The 17427-nt window shown below is 23.8% G+C and carries 15 protein-coding genes and 2 tRNA genes; 10 read left to right on the forward strand and 7 right to left on the reverse strand.

Features of this window, described 5'->3' with window-relative positions:
* The 3 genes from N3A58_08310 to N3A58_08320 form a co-directional block, all read left to right on the forward strand.
* On the forward strand, nt 1–214 hold a 214-nt coding region (locus N3A58_08310), incomplete at its 5' end, for a hypothetical protein (protein MCX8059402.1).
* Nucleotides 215–356: 142 nt separating this feature from the next.
* Nucleotides 357–3440, forward strand: a complete 3084-nt coding sequence (locus N3A58_08315) for an AAA family ATPase (GenBank protein MCX8059403.1) — start codon at nt 357–359, stop codon at nt 3438–3440.
* Between the two features lie 11 nt (nt 3441–3451).
* A tRNA-Ser gene (locus N3A58_08320) sits at nt 3452–3540 on the forward strand.
* A gap of 22 nt (nt 3541–3562) precedes the next feature.
* Here the strand turns inward: N3A58_08320 and N3A58_08325 are convergent.
* Complete coding sequence (locus tag N3A58_08325) at nt 3563–5053, reverse strand: clostripain-related cysteine peptidase (GenBank protein MCX8059404.1); 1491 nt, start codon at nt 5051–5053, stop codon at nt 3563–3565.
* A 142-nt stretch (nt 5054–5195) separates the two neighbouring features.
* Here N3A58_08325 and surE point away from each other — a divergent pair, with 142 nt between their 5' ends.
* Nucleotides 5196–6023 (forward strand): 5'/3'-nucleotidase SurE, encoded by an 828-nt coding sequence (surE, locus tag N3A58_08330; GenBank protein ID MCX8059405.1) that lies wholly within the window; start codon nt 5196–5198, stop codon nt 6021–6023.
* A gap of 210 nt (nt 6024–6233) precedes the next feature.
* Nucleotides 6234–6929 carry a tetratricopeptide repeat protein gene (locus N3A58_08335; protein ID MCX8059406.1) on the forward strand — a complete coding sequence of 232 codons (696 nt, stop codon included), beginning with the start codon at nt 6234–6236 and terminating at the stop codon, nt 6927–6929.
* A gap of 30 nt (nt 6930–6959) precedes the next feature.
* On the opposite strand, the gene N3A58_08340 is transcribed toward N3A58_08335, so the two are convergent.
* Nucleotides 6960–7033 (reverse strand) — tRNA-Arg (locus N3A58_08340).
* A gap of 64 nt (nt 7034–7097) precedes the next feature.
* On the opposite strand from N3A58_08340, the gene N3A58_08345 reads away from it, so the two are divergent.
* The 3 genes from N3A58_08345 to N3A58_08355 all read left to right on the forward strand — a co-directional run bounded on the left by N3A58_08345 (nt 7098) and on the right by N3A58_08355 (nt 9678).
* Nucleotides 7098–7976, forward strand: a complete 879-nt coding sequence (locus N3A58_08345; protein MCX8059407.1) for a WecB/TagA/CpsF family glycosyltransferase — start codon at nt 7098–7100, stop codon at nt 7974–7976.
* Nucleotides 7969–9255 (forward strand): histidine--tRNA ligase, encoded by a 1287-nt coding sequence (gene hisS / locus N3A58_08350; protein ID MCX8059408.1) that lies wholly within the window; start codon nt 7969–7971, stop codon nt 9253–9255. Before N3A58_08345 ends, hisS begins: the two co-directional genes overlap by 8 nt.
* A gap of 249 nt (nt 9256–9504) precedes the next feature.
* Entirely contained in the window at nt 9505–9678 is a 174-nt protein-coding gene (locus N3A58_08355) for a hypothetical protein (GenBank protein ID MCX8059409.1), read from the forward strand.
* Nucleotides 9679–9720: 42 nt separating this feature from the next.
* On the opposite strand, the gene N3A58_08360 is transcribed toward N3A58_08355, so the two are convergent.
* Nucleotides 9721–10065, reverse strand: coding sequence for a PilZ domain-containing protein (locus N3A58_08360; protein MCX8059410.1), 345 nt, complete (start codon nt 10063–10065; stop codon nt 9721–9723).
* 306 nt (nt 10066–10371) lie between these two features.
* Here N3A58_08360 and N3A58_08365 point away from each other — a divergent pair, with 306 nt between their 5' ends.
* Both N3A58_08365 and N3A58_08370 read left to right on the forward strand, forming a co-directional pair.
* A complete protein-coding gene (locus N3A58_08365) occupies nt 10372–11586 on the forward strand; it encodes an HD domain-containing protein (protein ID MCX8059411.1) in 1215 nt (404 codons plus the stop codon).
* Nucleotides 11587–11754: 168 nt separating this feature from the next.
* On the forward strand, nt 11755–12789 hold the full coding sequence (locus N3A58_08370) for a hypothetical protein (protein MCX8059412.1): 1035 nt from the start codon (nt 11755–11757) through the stop codon (nt 12787–12789).
* Nucleotides 12790–12820: 31 nt separating this feature from the next.
* Here N3A58_08370 and N3A58_08375 read toward each other — a convergent pair whose 3' ends face one another.
* From N3A58_08375 to N3A58_08390, 4 genes are all read right to left on the reverse strand, one after another.
* Entirely contained in the window at nt 12821–13213 is a 393-nt protein-coding gene (locus N3A58_08375; GenBank protein MCX8059413.1) for a hypothetical protein, read from the reverse strand.
* Between the two features lie 35 nt (nt 13214–13248).
* Entirely contained in the window at nt 13249–15981 is a 2733-nt protein-coding gene (locus N3A58_08380; GenBank protein ID MCX8059414.1) for a response regulator, read from the reverse strand.
* Nucleotides 15962–16981, reverse strand: a complete 1020-nt coding sequence (locus tag N3A58_08385) for a BMP family ABC transporter substrate-binding protein (protein MCX8059415.1) — start codon at nt 16979–16981, stop codon at nt 15962–15964. Before N3A58_08385 ends, N3A58_08380 begins: the two co-directional genes overlap by 20 nt.
* Nucleotides 16982–17013: 32 nt before the next feature.
* A partial coding sequence (locus N3A58_08390; GenBank protein ID MCX8059416.1) for a BMP family ABC transporter substrate-binding protein occupies nt 17014–17427 on the reverse strand: 414 nt, incomplete at its 5' end.

The following is a 17427-nucleotide window of genomic DNA, read 5'->3' on the forward strand; positions in this document are numbered from 1 at the left end:
TTCTAAAGAAAAATATTTACAGGTTAAAATAGGTACACCTTTAGAAGAACTTGAAAAAAAATATATTGAATTTACATTGAGCAAAATTAAAAACAAAGCAAAAGTTGCAAGAATGCTTGGTATAGGTAGAAAAACTTTATACAATAAACTTGAAAAATTTGGACTTATTTCTAGCAACGAATCTAGTGAGAGTGAAGAGGAATTTGAAACTTAGAAATATCACAAAATCAGTATTAATTAATAAATAAAGAAAACAAATAAATAAAAACAAAAATTAATAAATAAATAATTAATTAAACTAAAAAATTGAAAAAAAAAATAGAAATAAATATTTAAAATTAGGAGCTAAGATTTATATGAAAAGCAAAAATATTATTGAAGAGAAAATAAATCTCAAAGAAGGTGAAAGAAGATATGTAACAGTGCTTTTTACTGATATGAAAAACTTCACCTCACTTTCACAAAAGCTTGATCCTGAAGAACTTGACTCTCTTATGACAAGAATTTTCTCCATATTTGAATCTCTTGTTAAAAAATATGATGGAATAATTGAAAAATATATCGGTGATGCTTTAGTTGCTATATTTGGGGCTAAAAAAATACATGAAGATGATCCATCTAGAGCTATAAATTGTGCCCTTGAAATGATTGATGCAATAAATGATCTTAATGAAATAATAGATAATGGTATAGAATTAAAATTTAGAACAGGTATACATACTGGGCTTGTAACAGTAGGTAAAAGAGGTGAATTTGATGTAGTAACGGGGGATACCTTAGCAATAGCTTCAAGATTGCAAGAAGCAGCAGAAGAAAACTCTATACTTGTATCAGAAGGAACTAAAGAAGAAGCTATTTATGATTTTACATTCTCAGGTCCAATAGAACTCTCTCTTAAAGGATTAAATCAAAAAATATATGCATATAAAGTAACTGGTTTTAATTATACATTCTTTAACTATAATTCTCCTTTTATTGGAAGAAAAGAATATATTGATAAAATTGTTCAAAAATATATTAAATTTTCTGGAGATAAAATAGATGGTTTTTATATAACAGGAGAACAGGGATCAGGAAAAACAAGACTTGTTGCAGAATTTTATAAAAAGATAAAAGAATTTCCTGATTATAATGGTGCTTTTTTATATGCAAAAGCTGGAGCTTTTCCATTTATAAAATTTGGGGTAATACTTAACCTTATTCTAAACTATCTTAAAATTTCAAAAAACGAAGAAAAAGAAAAAATAGTTAAAGCATTTAAGGACAAAATTGACCTTGATAATTTTGACATAATAAACTACTTTATATATCTTCTAAACCCTGAAACTTATGATTTAAAATTTAAAAAATTTATAAGTGATCAAGATACTTTAAGTCTCACTATAGATAACATAGATCCATTCAACACTCTTCTAAAAATAATAGAAAAAATATTCAATAAACATGATAATAAAATATTTTATCCAGTAATATATATAGATTCAGTTGATTTAATAGATAAAGAATCCAGAGATTTTTTAAGGTTTCTTTTTGATAAGTCAAAAATAAAACCATTTTTCCTTCTTTCTTCTGATTATCTTGATAATAATATTTTTACTCTTTTTCTTGGTGTTGAAGAAATTCAAATTCATCCACTTTCTGAACATGAGTCATATGAATATATCAAGCTTCTTCTTAAAATACAAATATCAGATGAAGATATAAAAAAAATATATGAGGCTACAAAAGGAAACCCATTTTTTATTGAAGAGTATATAAGATTTATAAACAAAACTGGAAATATCAATCAAGTTCCTACAACAATACAAAATCTAATACTTGCTTCATTTGATAAATACTCAATTGAAATTAAGGATATTCTTTATAAATGTTCTGTTTTCAGACACTCTTTTAATGTTGAATATTTAAAATATATAAACTCAAAAACTGGTGGTTCAAATGAAAATATTGAAAATATTTTAGATATATTAGTCAAAGATAAGGTTTTAATTTTTGAAAAGGGGGTTTATAGATTTAGACAAAGTCTTATAAAAGATACTCTTTATAACTCTCTCCTTATTCAAAATAAAAAGATTCTTCATAAATTAATAGCTCAGCTACTTATGAAAAATGAAAAATCATCACTTTCCACAATACTCTACCATCTTATAAATTCTGAAGAGTATGAAGAAGCAAAAAATTATCTCCTTGATAATGAATCAGCATTAAATATAGATTTTGTAAATTATATAGACAAAATTTTGCAAAATTTAAACAATCCAGATCCAGACTCAATCTTTGATCTATTACATATAAAATTCACTATTCTATTTAACAATGGTAGGTTAGATGAGGCAACTGAAACATTGTCAAAGATGTTACAGATCTCAATCAAAGAACTAAACAATAGATATTTTGCAAAAACTTTCCATTTTATGACCTCACTTTACAAAATGCAATCCGATTATGAAAATGTATGTTTTTATGGTAAGAAAGCTATATATTATTACAAAAAAGTAATTGAGGAATCTTCTAACTATTCAGAAGATTATAAATTAACTTTTCCAAATATTATATTTTTCACCTCTATTGCTTTATACCTTACAAACCGAAAAGATGAAGCTATAAGTTACGCAAACATCCTTCCTGAAAATGATTTCCATAGAAAAAGATTTTATGCTTTTTATTACTTTCATGAGGGATATTATAGTAAAGGAATAGGAATCCTTGAAGATATGTTTAATAAAGCTTTTAATGAAGGAGATGAACTTACAATCCTTTTTATAATTGATGAACTTGTTGATCTTCTTTATGAGATGGGAAATTATGAAAAGCTTATAGAATATATTGAAAAAATAAAAGATAGATTTCCTTTTAATTATAGATTCTTATCAAAATTTTACTCTTATCTTGGTATCTCTCTTATCTATCAAAAACAAAATGAAAAAGGTTTTGATTACTTAAAAAAGGCTGAATACTTTGCAAATCAACTTAAAAATGATTACTTAAAAACAAAGGTTTACTCTTTCCTTGCTGAAGGGTTCTATCTTTTAAATGATATTGAAAAAGCTCTTCATTACTCAAGAAACGGCTTTTTAATATCAATTAAAAACAAAGACCATCTCCAGATTTTTGAGTTTTGCCTAATCTTTTTACTTATATATATTAAAATTGGTGATAAAAATGGAATAGAAATTTTCTTAAAAGAATCTGAAGTTTATGCTGATATGAATTTTATTTTTAATTTAAAGTATAAAGCTTTGTTTTTATATATTAAATATAAATATGGAGATGTCCCAAAAGAGCAAAAAGAGAAAATTTTAGAAGAAGCTTATAGAGTTGTTCAAGAAAAGATTAAAAATGAGGAGAATGAAGAGATAAAAAAGCTTATCTTAAATATAAGATTTCAGGGTGAAATATTAAAAGAGCATGAAAATTATCAAAAGTCAAAAAAAATATAAAATTCTATTTTGGAGAGATGTCCGAGTGGTCGATGGAGACGGTCTCGAAAACCGTTATCCCTGAAAACAGGGATCGGGGGTTCAAATCCCCCTCTCTCCGAATATATTTGATATTACTTTTTTTACCATTTTCCAGGAGTATAATTACTTTGACCTGGATCATACCATGCTTCCATCAACTCTCTCCAAGTTTCAACCACTCCATCAGTATCAGAATCTGCAAAATCTATTTTACCATAGTAATGTCCACCTGGCCACCATTGATTTGTATCCATACTTGTATACCACCATTGATAAGAATAGTGAGAATAATTATTTTCAATTAAATTCCCTCGTGAGAAAAATATAGATAAACCTCTTTTAACAGTTGTTCCACTCCCATAGTATCCACCATAAGTAGAATCAGCATATGCCCATATTATAGCATCAGCTAAAGCATTTATAACTGCATCTGCTTTATTTATTAAATTTGATGAAAAAGCAAAACTATTTCCTTTTATTTGATAACATATATCATTTAAATCATAATAAGGATATGAAACAGATTCATCATCATTTTTATAAAAATGATATGAAAAATCCCTTAAAGTTTCTATATCTGTTTTTTTATTTTCATTATAAATAGCAACAGCAAGATTATCAATTGCAGTTTTTAATGTAGATATTTTTGATAAATCAACAGCAGATTGTGTTTGATTAGGTTCAGAACTTGTTGATTCCTTATACTGCCATACAACAAGTTTACCAAGTTCTTTTGGATCATTTGAACCGGAACCACTCATATTTGAAAATAATCTATTATAATCCCAACCATCACCCCACTCTTTTGCCATAGAACCAGCCATCACTTTTGCAAGATCTCTAAACTCATAGGCAACTTCAACTGTTCCCATCAAACATGCATCAAATCCTATAAAATCAAGCTTGTTTACTGTACTAAAGTGTTGAGAAATTACATTTTGAACCTCATCAAGGTATAAACAATCATCTGAATTTGTTTCATCCCAACATACTGCCTTTGCTAAAGCTTTTTGTGAACCAAAAGCTTTAGTTTTACTTCTAGCTCCACCTCCATGGTTCCAGAGTACTAAAGCATAATGACTTGAAGGATATTTTGTTTTACAATAAGAAATAAAATTTGAAAGAGTTGCAGGATCTCCCATATTTATTTCAGCACCATCAGCAAACCAGCCATCAGTTTTTTTTGTAAAGTTTCCATTCTGATTTATCTCATATAACCTTGCACCAGTCCAATCAGAACTTTCACCTAAAAGGTCTTCAATATTATTTCCATTATTATATCCACTGATTCTATCAATTAAGACAATAACTTTAATATTTGTTTTATTTAACCCATTCAACCCATTTACCATTTCATAAAAATCATCTATACCAGCTTGTTCAAGGTCATTATCTGCATCAAGATAGATCATAAAAGTCCATGATTCTGTTGGTTTAAAATTTATTGTAGGATTTTCATTTCTATAATCATAAGGATTTACTTTTCTTGATAAAACATCTTCCTCTTTTTTTTCAGTTGGGTTTTTACAACCAAAGAAAAAAATAAAAATTATAGAAAGCAAAAATAAAAAAAATAAAGTTTTAACTTTCAATTTATACCTCCAATAAATTAATATTTATCCTTTTTTATATATTCTTTTTATTAATAGCATAATATTTTATTTTTTCAATTTTATTATTCTTGAATTTATTTTTCTTGTAATTTTATAAAAATTAATTAATCTTTCTTTTGATATGAATATATTAATAACAAATGATGATGGAATTACTTCCAATGGACTTAAAACACTTTTCAATATATTTAAGAATGAGCATCATGTATTTGTTGTGGCACCTGCTTCTGAAAAATCAGGTTCTTCTCATGCTATTTCACTTTTTAAACCTATCTACTATGATATACTTGAAAAAAATGTTATTTCTCTTGAAGGATTACCTGTAGATTGTGTTGTCACTGGACTAAGAGGTTTTTTTAAAGATATCAATTTTGATCTAGTTTTATCTGGAATAAACAAGGGGCCAAACCTTGGAAATGATATATTTTATTCGGGAACATTTGCTGCTGCAATGAGAGCTGCTGAAGAAGGAATACTCTCTTTTGCTTTTTCTTTAGCAACCTATAAGGAACCATATCTTTTTGGAGACTGTGAAGAACCAATAAGAATAATAGTTGATAAAATTATCAGAAATAGAGAAAGAATATTAGAAAAAGCTGCTTCTTTTTATAAAAACTCTTATAAAGTATTAAATGAAAATAAATCTATTGAAAAAATAATATCAGAATTAAACTGTGTTTTTAATGTTAACTTTCCATATTTTGATATAGATCCAAATAAAATAAAACCAGCTTATATATCAAAAAGAGATTATAAAGATAAAATATTATTTGAAAGTAAAAAAGCAGAAAATTTTGTTGTTATAGAGGGAGATATTCCTGAATTTTCTACTGATAATTTTGTTGACTCATATCTTATAGCCAATGGTTATATATCTATAACTCCAGTTTTCTATCCAGGTTCAGGAGCACCTTTTATATATCCAGAAGCTTTAGATGAATTTTTCTAAAATAAAAATAAAATAAATTAAATCAAATTTAAATATATTTGAATTTAAAAATTAAATATATAAAATGAATAAAAAAGAATAAATTTTTAATCAATTAAAATTAAGATTAATAAAATTAAAGTAAAAATATAATAAATAAAAATAATAAAAAAACTTAAAATATTATTAGTTTAGTAAATATTTAGTAAATATATTAATAGATAAAATTATATGAATATATCTCCTGTAGAAAAATATTTAGTTCAAGCAAAAAGCTACTTTGATAAAGGTGATTTTGAAAAAGCTATTAAAAATATAAATAAAGCTTTATTTTTTGAGAAAGATAATGAGAGAGCAAATTATTTTAAAGGTTTAATATACATTAAACAAAGAAAATACAAAGAGAGTCTTGAACCTTTAAAAATTGTATCTGAAAAAACTAAAGATTTTTTAATAAAAAATCAAGTTAATCTTTTAATTGGTTATATTTATGACTATATTGGTAATACTTTTAAAGCTATAGAATATTTTCAAAAAGTTTTAAAAGCTGGATTTGAATCTACTCAAACATATAATGCTCTTGGGGCATTGTATTATAAAGCTGGTGAAGTTAAAAAAGCTATCTCATATACAAAAAAAGCTTTATCAATAAACAAAAATAATTTTAATGCTATGAATACATTAGGTTACATTCTTGTGGATAGTGAGATTAACATAGACCTTGGAATAAAGCTTATAAAAAGATCTCTTGAAAATGATATAAATAACCCTGCAAGATTAGATTCTATGGGTTGGGCTTATTATAAAAAAGGAGAATACAACTTAGCTTATACTTTCTTAAAAAAAGCTTATGATCTTATGCCAGATGACCCAACAATAAATGAGCATTTACAAAAACTCTCAAAAAAGTTATCTTTAAGTAGATAAATTAATCTTTTTATCAATTAAAATCCAAAATATGTCCAGGGGGAGTTGAACCCCCAACCACAGGATCCGCAGTCCTGTGCTCTATCCATTTGAGCTATGGACACAAAAATCATTTAAAAAAAATATAGATATGATAATTTATTTTTCAAGCAAAAAAGAGGATATAAAATGGACCTAAAAACCCCAAAGAATATATTATTTGAAGAAAAAATAAAAGAAAAAAGTAATTATTTTATTAAAAACTATTTATCTGATTATGAATTTATTGAATTTAAAGGAATTAAAATATACAATTTAGATTCAAATAATATTATCTCTTTAATAAAAAATACAATTAAAGAAAATATTAAACTACATATTATTACTTTAAATGCTATAATATTAACCAAAGCTTTATTAAACAAAAAATATATGCAACTTCTATCCAATTCTGATTTAATAATTGCTGAATCTGATGGAATCGGACTTCTTTTCAAAATGTTTGACAAAAAACTAAAAGAAAAAGTTGCAGGAATTGATCTTGCAAGAAAACTATTACATTTTTCTGAAGTTGAAAATCACTCTGTTTTTCTTTTAGGTGGATCGAAGGAGGTATCATTATTATCAGAAAAAAATATAAAAGCTACTTTTAAAAATTTGAAAGTTGTTGGAAGATTTCATGGATATTTTAAGGATGAAACTGAAGAAAAAAATATTGTTACAATTATAAGGAAAAGTTCCCCTGATATTCTATTTGTTGCTATGGGTTTCCCAAAACAGGATATTTTTATAAATAAATATAAAGAAAGTTTAAATTCAAAAGTAATGATCGGTATTGGGGGAACATTTGATATTTTTGCAGGGAAAAAAAGAAGAGCACCTAAATTTTTTATTAAAAATAAACTTGAATGGTTTTATAGAATTATAACAAACCCATTAAAATATTACCAATTTTTTTTAATTTTAATATTTTTCTTTATATGTATATTTATAGGATTAAAAAATTTTATTTTAAAAACTAAAAATAGAAGTAAGGAAAATAATTTTAAAAGGGAAAAAAATGATTGAACCAAAAATATTAAAAGGTTTTAGAGATTCTTTACCTAAAGAGGAGATAATAAGAAAAAATATTATAAGAAAAATAGAAGATTCTCTTTCTCTTGCAGGTTATGTACCAATAGATACCCCAGCTTTAGAATATTACGACATTCTAACAGGTAAATCTGGTGAAGAAACAGAAAAACAGATCTTTTCATTTGAAGATGCTGGTGGAAGAAAAGTCGGTTTAAGGTTCGACCTTACAGTTCCTCTAGCTCGTTTTGTATCAATGTATCAAAATGAGTTAAGTTTTCCTTTCAAAAGATACCATATAGCTAAAGTATGGAGAGGTGAAAAACCTCAAAAAGGAAGATTTAGAGAGTTTTATCAAGCTGATTTTGATATTATTGGTTCTGATTCTATAGGTTCTGATATAGAAACTATAAATACAATTATAAATCTTATGAACGCCCTCTCAGTAACAAACTTTAAGATTCATATTAATGATAGAAAACTGTTAAAATCAATATTTGAGAAACTCAATCTCTCAAATTATGAAACTCAAATATTAAGAATTTTTGATAAAATAAAAAAAGTATCTACTTCAGAAATTGAAAATGAACTTTTTAATATTGGAATTGAAAAAAAGATCATAGAAAAGCTTTTTAATACCCTTAAAATATATGATAATTTATATTCTCTCCAAAACATTTTGGAAAAAGAATTCAATATAAATAACACAAACCTTGAAAAAATTTGCAAAATATTTATTGACAGTGGCAAATTTCAATACTTAAAGCTTGACCTAACTATAACAAGGGGGCTTGATTACTATACAGGACTTGTATTTGAAACATTTATTGATGGAGCAACAGAATATGGATCCGTTTGTTCTGGTGGAAGATATGAAAACTTAGTTTCTCTTTTCTCAAAAAGTTCATACCCTGGTATAGGGGGATCAATTGGTTTAGATAGGCTATTAACTATTTTTAATGATAAAAATAATCTTAAAGAAAATAATTCTATATCTATACTTATCACAAATTTTTCACTAAATTACCTTCCCCTATATTTTGATCTTCAAAGCAAAATTATATCAAATAACATATGTTGTGAAATATATCCTGACCCTGAAAAACTTTCAAAACAATTTAAATATGCTGATAAAAAAGGTATAAATTTTGTTATGATAATAGGAGAAGAAGAATTAAAAAATAAAATTATAAAATTAAAAAATTTAAGATCAGGAGAAGAAATATTATTTAAAGATATAGAAGAAGTAATTAAAAAAATAAAAAAGGAAAATTAAAATAATAAACTTAAAACATATTATTAATTTTTTAATTAATTTAAATAAATTATATTTAACTTAAAATTTAATTTATTATATTATTAAACTATTATAATTATTATGTTAATAAAGATAATTATCTTATGATTTGGTTATATTTTATAAACAAATAATATAAATTTTATTTTTTTGAAATATTAAGAAATTTAGTTTTTTATTACTAAATTTTTTTATTTTAATATCTACTTTAAGTTGTCACCTATTTTTATGTTTACCCCTAATTATACTAACTATTTGTCCCTTTTTATAGATAATTATATTCCGTATATTGCATTTGGTGACTCTTCAAATTTAAATAAAGCTTCAATAATGAAATTTAATGGAACAAATTGGGAATACATAAAATATCATGGATTTTCATCTAGTACTGTAGATATATGATTATTACTTAAAAAAATAAACTAAATTGATTTTATTCTATGCTCAACTATTGAACCCTATTTCATCAAACAATTTATAAACCAATAGAGGATCAAAAACAATCTTTTCTTCTATATGTAATCCTATGTCAAAATATTCTTCATTTGGATCTTTTTTAGTCCACATTACTTTTGCTTTAAAATGCAATTTATTTGGAAGTTCTCCAGCAATATCTTTAGGGATATTTAAAAAAAGTTCATAAATTTGTCCTTTTTCATAAGTCTTTTCAGTTACAACCTGTAATCCATCTTCAGACAAGTTTATAAGGTGCCCGAAAAGATTTTTATCTTTATCAAAAACTTTCAAATAATATATAAGATGTCTTCTTGGAACTTTTCTTTTTTCCATAAACTCTCCATTTATTTGCATATTTATAAAAATAAAATAATTACAAATTGAAAAGCAAATATTAATAAATTTATTATAAAGTTTTACTCCCTTCAATTTTAATTTTAATATTTTAATTTTTAATTTCAAATTCTTTTTCCATTTTAATTTTAATTTTTGATCGCTTATTAAATTACTTTTTTATTTAATTCTAATTTTTATTTTCAACTGTTTTTATTTTCTTATTCAAATTTAACTACATTCACTTTTATATGTTTATTTTTTATTTTTATTTACATTATTTAAATTTTATTTAAAATATTAAATATGAAAGATGGAAACTTAAACAATTCATCAAAAAAAAGTTTCATTAATAAAATTGACAATTCTATATTAAAATCAAGGCTATATAAAAGAGAAGAGGACATTAGAGGAGCTTATTTCAGAGATATTACTGCAATTATTCACTCCTATCCATTTAGAAGACTAAAACATAAGACACAAGTATTCTTTTCGCCAAAAAATGACCATATTTGCACAAGAATAGAACATGTTCTTCATGTAGCAACTATATCCGCAACTATCTGTAGAGCACTTAATCTTGATTCAGATCTTGCATGGGCTATAAGTGTTGGGCATGATTTAGGCCATGCACCTTTTGGGCATGTTGGTGAAGAAATAATATCTAAAATTACAAAAATAAAACCATTTCATCATGAGCATTATTCTCTTTATCTTGTTGATAATCTAATAAATTATGGTAAAGGGTTGAATCTAACTTATGCAGTTCGAGATGGTATCGCTAAACATTGTGGAGAAAAATTTGAAAAATTTATAGAGCCTGATTTTGAAATTTTTAGAAAAAAAGATGGTTTTGAACCTAAAATAATAGATCCTTCTGAAATAAAAGATCTTAACCATTATCCTGCAACTTATGAAGGATGCGTTGTTTGGATGTCTGATAAAATTGCATATGTTGGAAGAGATCTTGAAGATGCTTTACAACTAAAAATAATCAAAGAATCTCAAATTCCTGATATTATAAAAAAGGAACTTGGAATTAAAAATAATGAAATAATAGATAAATTTGTAAATGATATTATAAATACTTCAAAAAAGGAAGGAAAGATCTCATTTTCTGATAAGATGTTTGATCTTTTTTTAAAATTAAAAAATTTTAATTATAATTTTATTTATAAAAGTAAAATATTAAATGACTATTTTAATTATTTTGAAAGAGTATTAAAAATACTTTTTGAATATTTATGTGAAATTTTTGATAAATATAAAAACAACTATGACAAATATAAAACTGAAACAAATTTTTTAGCTATAAGATTTGGAGATTTTATAAGAAAGATGGAAACTTTTTATTCTTCAGGCAAACACCTTACTTTTTATGATAATAAACACACTAATATTGCCCCAGTTGTAGATTATATTACTGGAATGACTGATGATTATGCTTTAGAATGTATTTATGAAATAATGATACCTAAAAAATTTGAGTTTAAATTTGATGAATTTTTATTAGAAGAATAAATAAAATATATGTTTTATAATAATAGTTAAAATTTAATATAAAAAAAACAAATTTAATATAAAACAATATACAAAATAATATATAAAAATTATATATAAGATATTTTAAAAAAAAATTATATTAATGCTTTTTTTAAAAAAAAATTTTTCTTTTAATGGAGTAATTTTATGAATCAAAAAAATTCCTTTATTCAAAATTTTATTAAAATTCTTATAAAATTAATATTTTATACCATTATAATTTTCTTTTCAATTTTAGGATTTCAAAGAATATTATTATATATTCAATTTAAAAACTTCCAAAAATATGCAAATAAAATAGAAAGCAAAAATAAATACACCCCTATAACCAAATTTAACAAAAACGGTGGTGAACCTCTTTTTATGGTAAAAAAAGATTATAATACAACAATATTTTTTATGGAAGGATTTAGAACCCAAAATCCATCTGGAATGTATAAAGAGTGGTTTGATGAACTTCATTATAAATATAAATATAATATAGTTGTACCAATATATGGTATCCAAAGCTGCCCCTTTAATCTTAGAAATAGGGAATGGTTTTTTGAAGAAGATTTAAGAGAGATAATTCAAATCTATGATGCATATTGTTCAAATATTGAAAATAATCATAAAGTAATTGTTATTTCACAATCCTTTGGTGCCCTACCAAACTCTTTTATTTTACTTGAAGGGAAAAGAAAACCTAATTTAGCTGTTTTTTTATCTCCTCTAAACTCTTTTATGGAATATAAAGCTGCAGGCCCTATTGTATATTGGCTTTCAAAGCAAACTTCATGGCTTAGGCATATATTTTTATTTACAAAACCATCACCTGCACCAAATAGAGCTTCTGTATGGGATATTGTAAATAAAGAAAAAAATTTATACTATGCAAATAATTTTCCAATAAATCCTGAAGACTCTGCTGAACTTGGCTATAGATCTCAACTTGCAGCAAAATTTATGGAAAATAATATTTTGCCATTTATTAAGAACATGAACATTTTTATTGCGTGGGGAGATTCTGATCTGTATTTTTCACAAAAAGGATTTGAAAATTTTGTAAATATTTTATCAAAAAATAACACTGTAAATTATTTGAAATTAAATAACTCAGGGCATATGGTTTTACTTGATAATGGTGAAAAAATATTAAAAGAAAAAATTCTTGAAACCATAAATAAAATAATAAATAAATAATTTTAATAAATAAAACTTATATCTTACTCAACTATAATCTATCCAAAACAACATTTATATATTTTCTTAATATAAGTTTATTATTTTGATCATAAAATTCAAAAAAAATAACATGTGGTCCATCAGTAATAGAAGAATTTATATTAATTAAAAAAACATTTACAGGTGCTTGTTGTAATAAAATTTCCTCTTTTAAATCACTGTAACCCGCAAAATATATACTAACTTTTGAAGGTTTTTTAATAAATGGGAAAATACTGCTTTCAATTATTATTTGTAAATTATTGTTTCTAATTATATCTCCATTTTCTGGATTAACAATTTTTATATCTTGTGTGATTAAAATAAAATTATTTTTACATGATAAAAATATTAATAAAATAAAAAGCAAAAATAGAAAAATAATTTTTTTAAAAACTTCCATAAGTATATTTATATTAAAATAATAAAATAAAAAATCTAATTTTTCAACTTAATATTTTCCAATACTGCCAAAAAAACTCTATCAATTTCTTCAAAATTAAATGGTTTTGATAATAGAAAAATATTTTTATTATCTTTTAATGAGTTTAATTTTTCATCAAGGAATAAACCTGTTGAAAAAATAATCTTAGTTTTTTCAAAATCCAGGTTTGATTTTATATTATTATAAAATATTAAACCATCTTCACCAGGCATAATATAATCAACAATAATTATATTTATTTCATTTTTATTTTTTAAAAATAATTCTTCTCCAACCTTCCCATTTTCAGCACAAATAGCCTCAATATTGTAACTTGAAAAATATTTTCTAAGAATAAGACGAAGATTTTGCTCATCATCTATAATTAAGACTTTTATTTCATTAAGACTTTTTATTATCTCTTTAATTTTTTCTTTTAATACATTTTTATCAATATAATTTAAATAACCTTCATTTATTGAATTAGTTTTATTTATGATACTTTCTTGAAATTTACCTTCATTAATTTCTTTTTTTATATTAAATTTATTTATTATAAATATTTTATAATCAATATCGAAAGTTGAATAGTAAACAGGTAAATATAGATTAAATTTTGAACCTTTATATTTTATACTGAAAACATCTATAAAACCAAAATGTTCCTTTATTATATTTAAAACCATAGATAGACCTATTCCTGAAGAACTACTTCTCTCCTTTGTTGTAAAAAATGGATCAAATATTTTATTTATTATTTCAGAGTCTATTCCTATCCCTTGGTCTATTATAGAAATTTTATAAAAATAGAATACTTTTTCAATTTCATATTTAACATCAATATTTTCAGGTACATTTGTATCGATTAACTTATTAGAAAAAGCTCTGTTTTTATTATAGTCTTCTGAAATCTCTTCGAACTCCTTCAATTCATAATTAAAAATTTCATCTTCTGATCTAAACTTTATATTTTCATCCCATTCTATCTTAAATAACTTATTAAAAAACTTAAAATTACAAAATGTTTCTTTATCAATAATATCTATTTTTACTATTAATACACCCCCTCTTCTTTCATAATCTTTTTTCATAATTGTCATAGCATGATAACCGTTTATCATAATATTTAATATAGCCTGTTCAATTCTATCTTGAATCCCATTAAAAATGAATCCAAACTTATCTATTTTCTCTTTAATCTTATTTTCTATTAAAGTTTTATTGCTTTGATCTATTAATGCCAATTTACTCTCTATAATTTTCAAAAGTTTTTCTTTTAATTTTTCATTTGTTAACTCATTTTTATATATTATTTCAACATCTTTTGAAAAAGTATTCTTGCAAAGAGAAACAAGACTTGATATACTTTTATCTATATCAAATATATTTTTTTCAATATTAAATTTTCTTGTAAATAAAAACAATTGATTAATAACATTTGTAGCTCTATCTATAGAAGTTTTAATTAAATTAAAATTCTCTAAAAAAGAGTTGTTTAATTGTGGAATATTTTCAAGATCAAGTTCCAATAGACTTAGAGAACCTTTAATCCCTGCAAGAATATTGTTAAAATCATGGGCAATTCCACTTGCAAGTACTCCCAGTGATTCTAATTTTTGAACTCTAGTAATTGTATTTAAATTATTAACTTCTTCTGTTGTATCTTGAATTAATATAATAGCTCCAATTATATAGCTAAACTTAAGTGGGAAAATATCAAGATTGTGATATTTTCCTTTAAAATCACCTGATTCTATTTTAACATTCTTTTTTGAAACTGTTTGCCCTTCTATAATTACATTATCTATATCATCTTTAAAATTAACAAAATAATCTGATATATCAAATATGCTTTTTGAAGTAAAGTTGCAATTTATTATTTCATATGTATCTAAGATCTCATTTTTATTTGGTTTTAAACTACAAAATAATTTACAAAATTCTTTATTTATTCTTTTAATTAGAAAATTTGTATCAATCATAACTATTGGATATGGAAAATTATCTATCATATTATTTATTATTGCCAATTTCTCTTTTATATCTTGTCTCATTTTTTCAAATGATTTATATATAAAAGATATCTCTTCGACATCCTCATCTATTAAAATCTTTTCATCAAAATCTATTTCTCCAAGTTTACCTATATATTCCCCTAGATTATTTAATGGTCTCCCTATTACTCTATTTATAAACCAATAAATAAAAAATATAAATATACTTAAAATAATAAAGGATAAAATAAAAATAAATAATTCAAATCTGTAAATTTCCTTATTTATATAATACATATTAAAACCAACTTTAATTGAACCAATTTTTCCAACTTTTTCATCAGATATTTCTATAATTTTATCAAAAATGTCTACATCAAAATTAAGAGTTTCATCTATCAATGATATAGTATTATTGATAATAAAACCTTTATCATCATAGATATATATATATGCTATACTTTTATTTAATATCAATAATTCTTTACAGTTTAATTCAACTCCATAATAATCATATCTTTCTATTAAAGGAGTTATTGTTTTTATAAAATAATTTAATGTTGCTTCACTTTGACCTATAAAAACAGTTTTTAAATATTTTGTAAAAAAATTTATTATACCTAATATTAAAAAAGCACCCACTAGAAAAATTAGAATTAAAAAAATTATTATCAATTTTTCTGATAAAGTTCTAAATTTAATCTTAAAAATTTTAGTTAAATTTTTAATTTTATTAAAATTTAGATTTAACAACAATCTCTCCCTTTATAATCTTGAGTCTCAAATCTTCAATTAAGTTTAAATTAACATTTCCAATTAAATTTCTTGTATACTTCATTTCACTTAAACCTACTCCATTTTCTTTTAAACCAAGTCTATAATTTTTTGGCTCAAATTGCCCTGAAATTATTTTTGAGACTATAAATATTATTCCTATATCAATATTTTTCAAAACAGAAAAAAGTATTTTTCCTGGGATAAAATGATCTTGATCAGTATCAACACCTATGCCATAAATAGGCAGTATTTTAATTTTTTCATAAGCTCCAAGATTTGAACCACCAGCTACACAATAGATAATATCAACTTTAAATTCTTTATAAAACCTCTCCACCAAATAACTTCCTAATTCCTTATCATTAAATGGTTGTTCTGATGATCTAAAACAATCTTTGTTTATATAATAAGCTTTAACTTTTTTATTTTTATCAATATATTCAACTCCTTGTTGAAATCCTAAAAAAAAATCATTAATAACATCTATATCCATACCACCTAAAAAACCAATGGTTTCAACTTTAGATAATTTAGCAGCTAAAACTCCTGCAAGAAAAGAAGCTTCATTTTGTTTAAAAGTTAAAGAGCAACTTTTATTAAAATGTTCTTTTATATCATTATCTATACTTATAAAATAAATATTATTATAAACCTTTGCAAGATTCTTAATAGGTTCTTCACTAAATATACCATTGCCCCCTATTATTATATTATAACCATCCTTTATTGCTTTTTCCATATACTCATAAGTCTTATCAAATGTACCACATAAATATATGTGGGTTCTTAGCTTGTATCGTTTTTCTAAAAACTCTAAAGCTTTAACCTGTAAATCTGCAAAAGCATTATCCCCTACATCATTTATAACAAGGGCTATTTTATAATTATATTTTTTATTAATTCCCTTAGCTTTTAACCATATTATAGAAAAAATAAGAATAAAGATAATTATTAATATGATGAATATTTTTCTCATATAAACCCCTTATTTTATTTAATTATTATTAATTAATAATTAAAAACTGTTTTTATTAAAATTTCTCCATTTATTATTCTCTTTTTAATATCCTCTATTTGATTTAAAACTTTATTCCCAATAATTTCTTTTGTGTATTTCATTTCTGTCAAAGAAACACAATCCTCTTTTAAACCTAAAACATAATTCTTTGGTTCAAGTTTATTATTAATAATTAAATCAATAATCAAAACAATTGCATTGTCTAGTCTTTTCATTGCTGAAGTTAATATTACCCCTGGGACTAAATAATCTTGATCAGCATCAACACCAATTGAAAATATATTATTCTTTTTGCATGCATTAAAAACACCAAGATTAGTTCCAGCAGCAACTGCATAAACTATATCAAACTTCATTTTATTATATAAATTATCAATAACTTCAAAAGCTTCTTTTGGAGAGTT

Source organism: Spirochaetota bacterium (genome assembly GCA_026415295.1).
GTDB lineage: Bacteria > Spirochaetota > JAAYUW01 > JAAYUW01 > JAOAHJ01 > JAOAHJ01.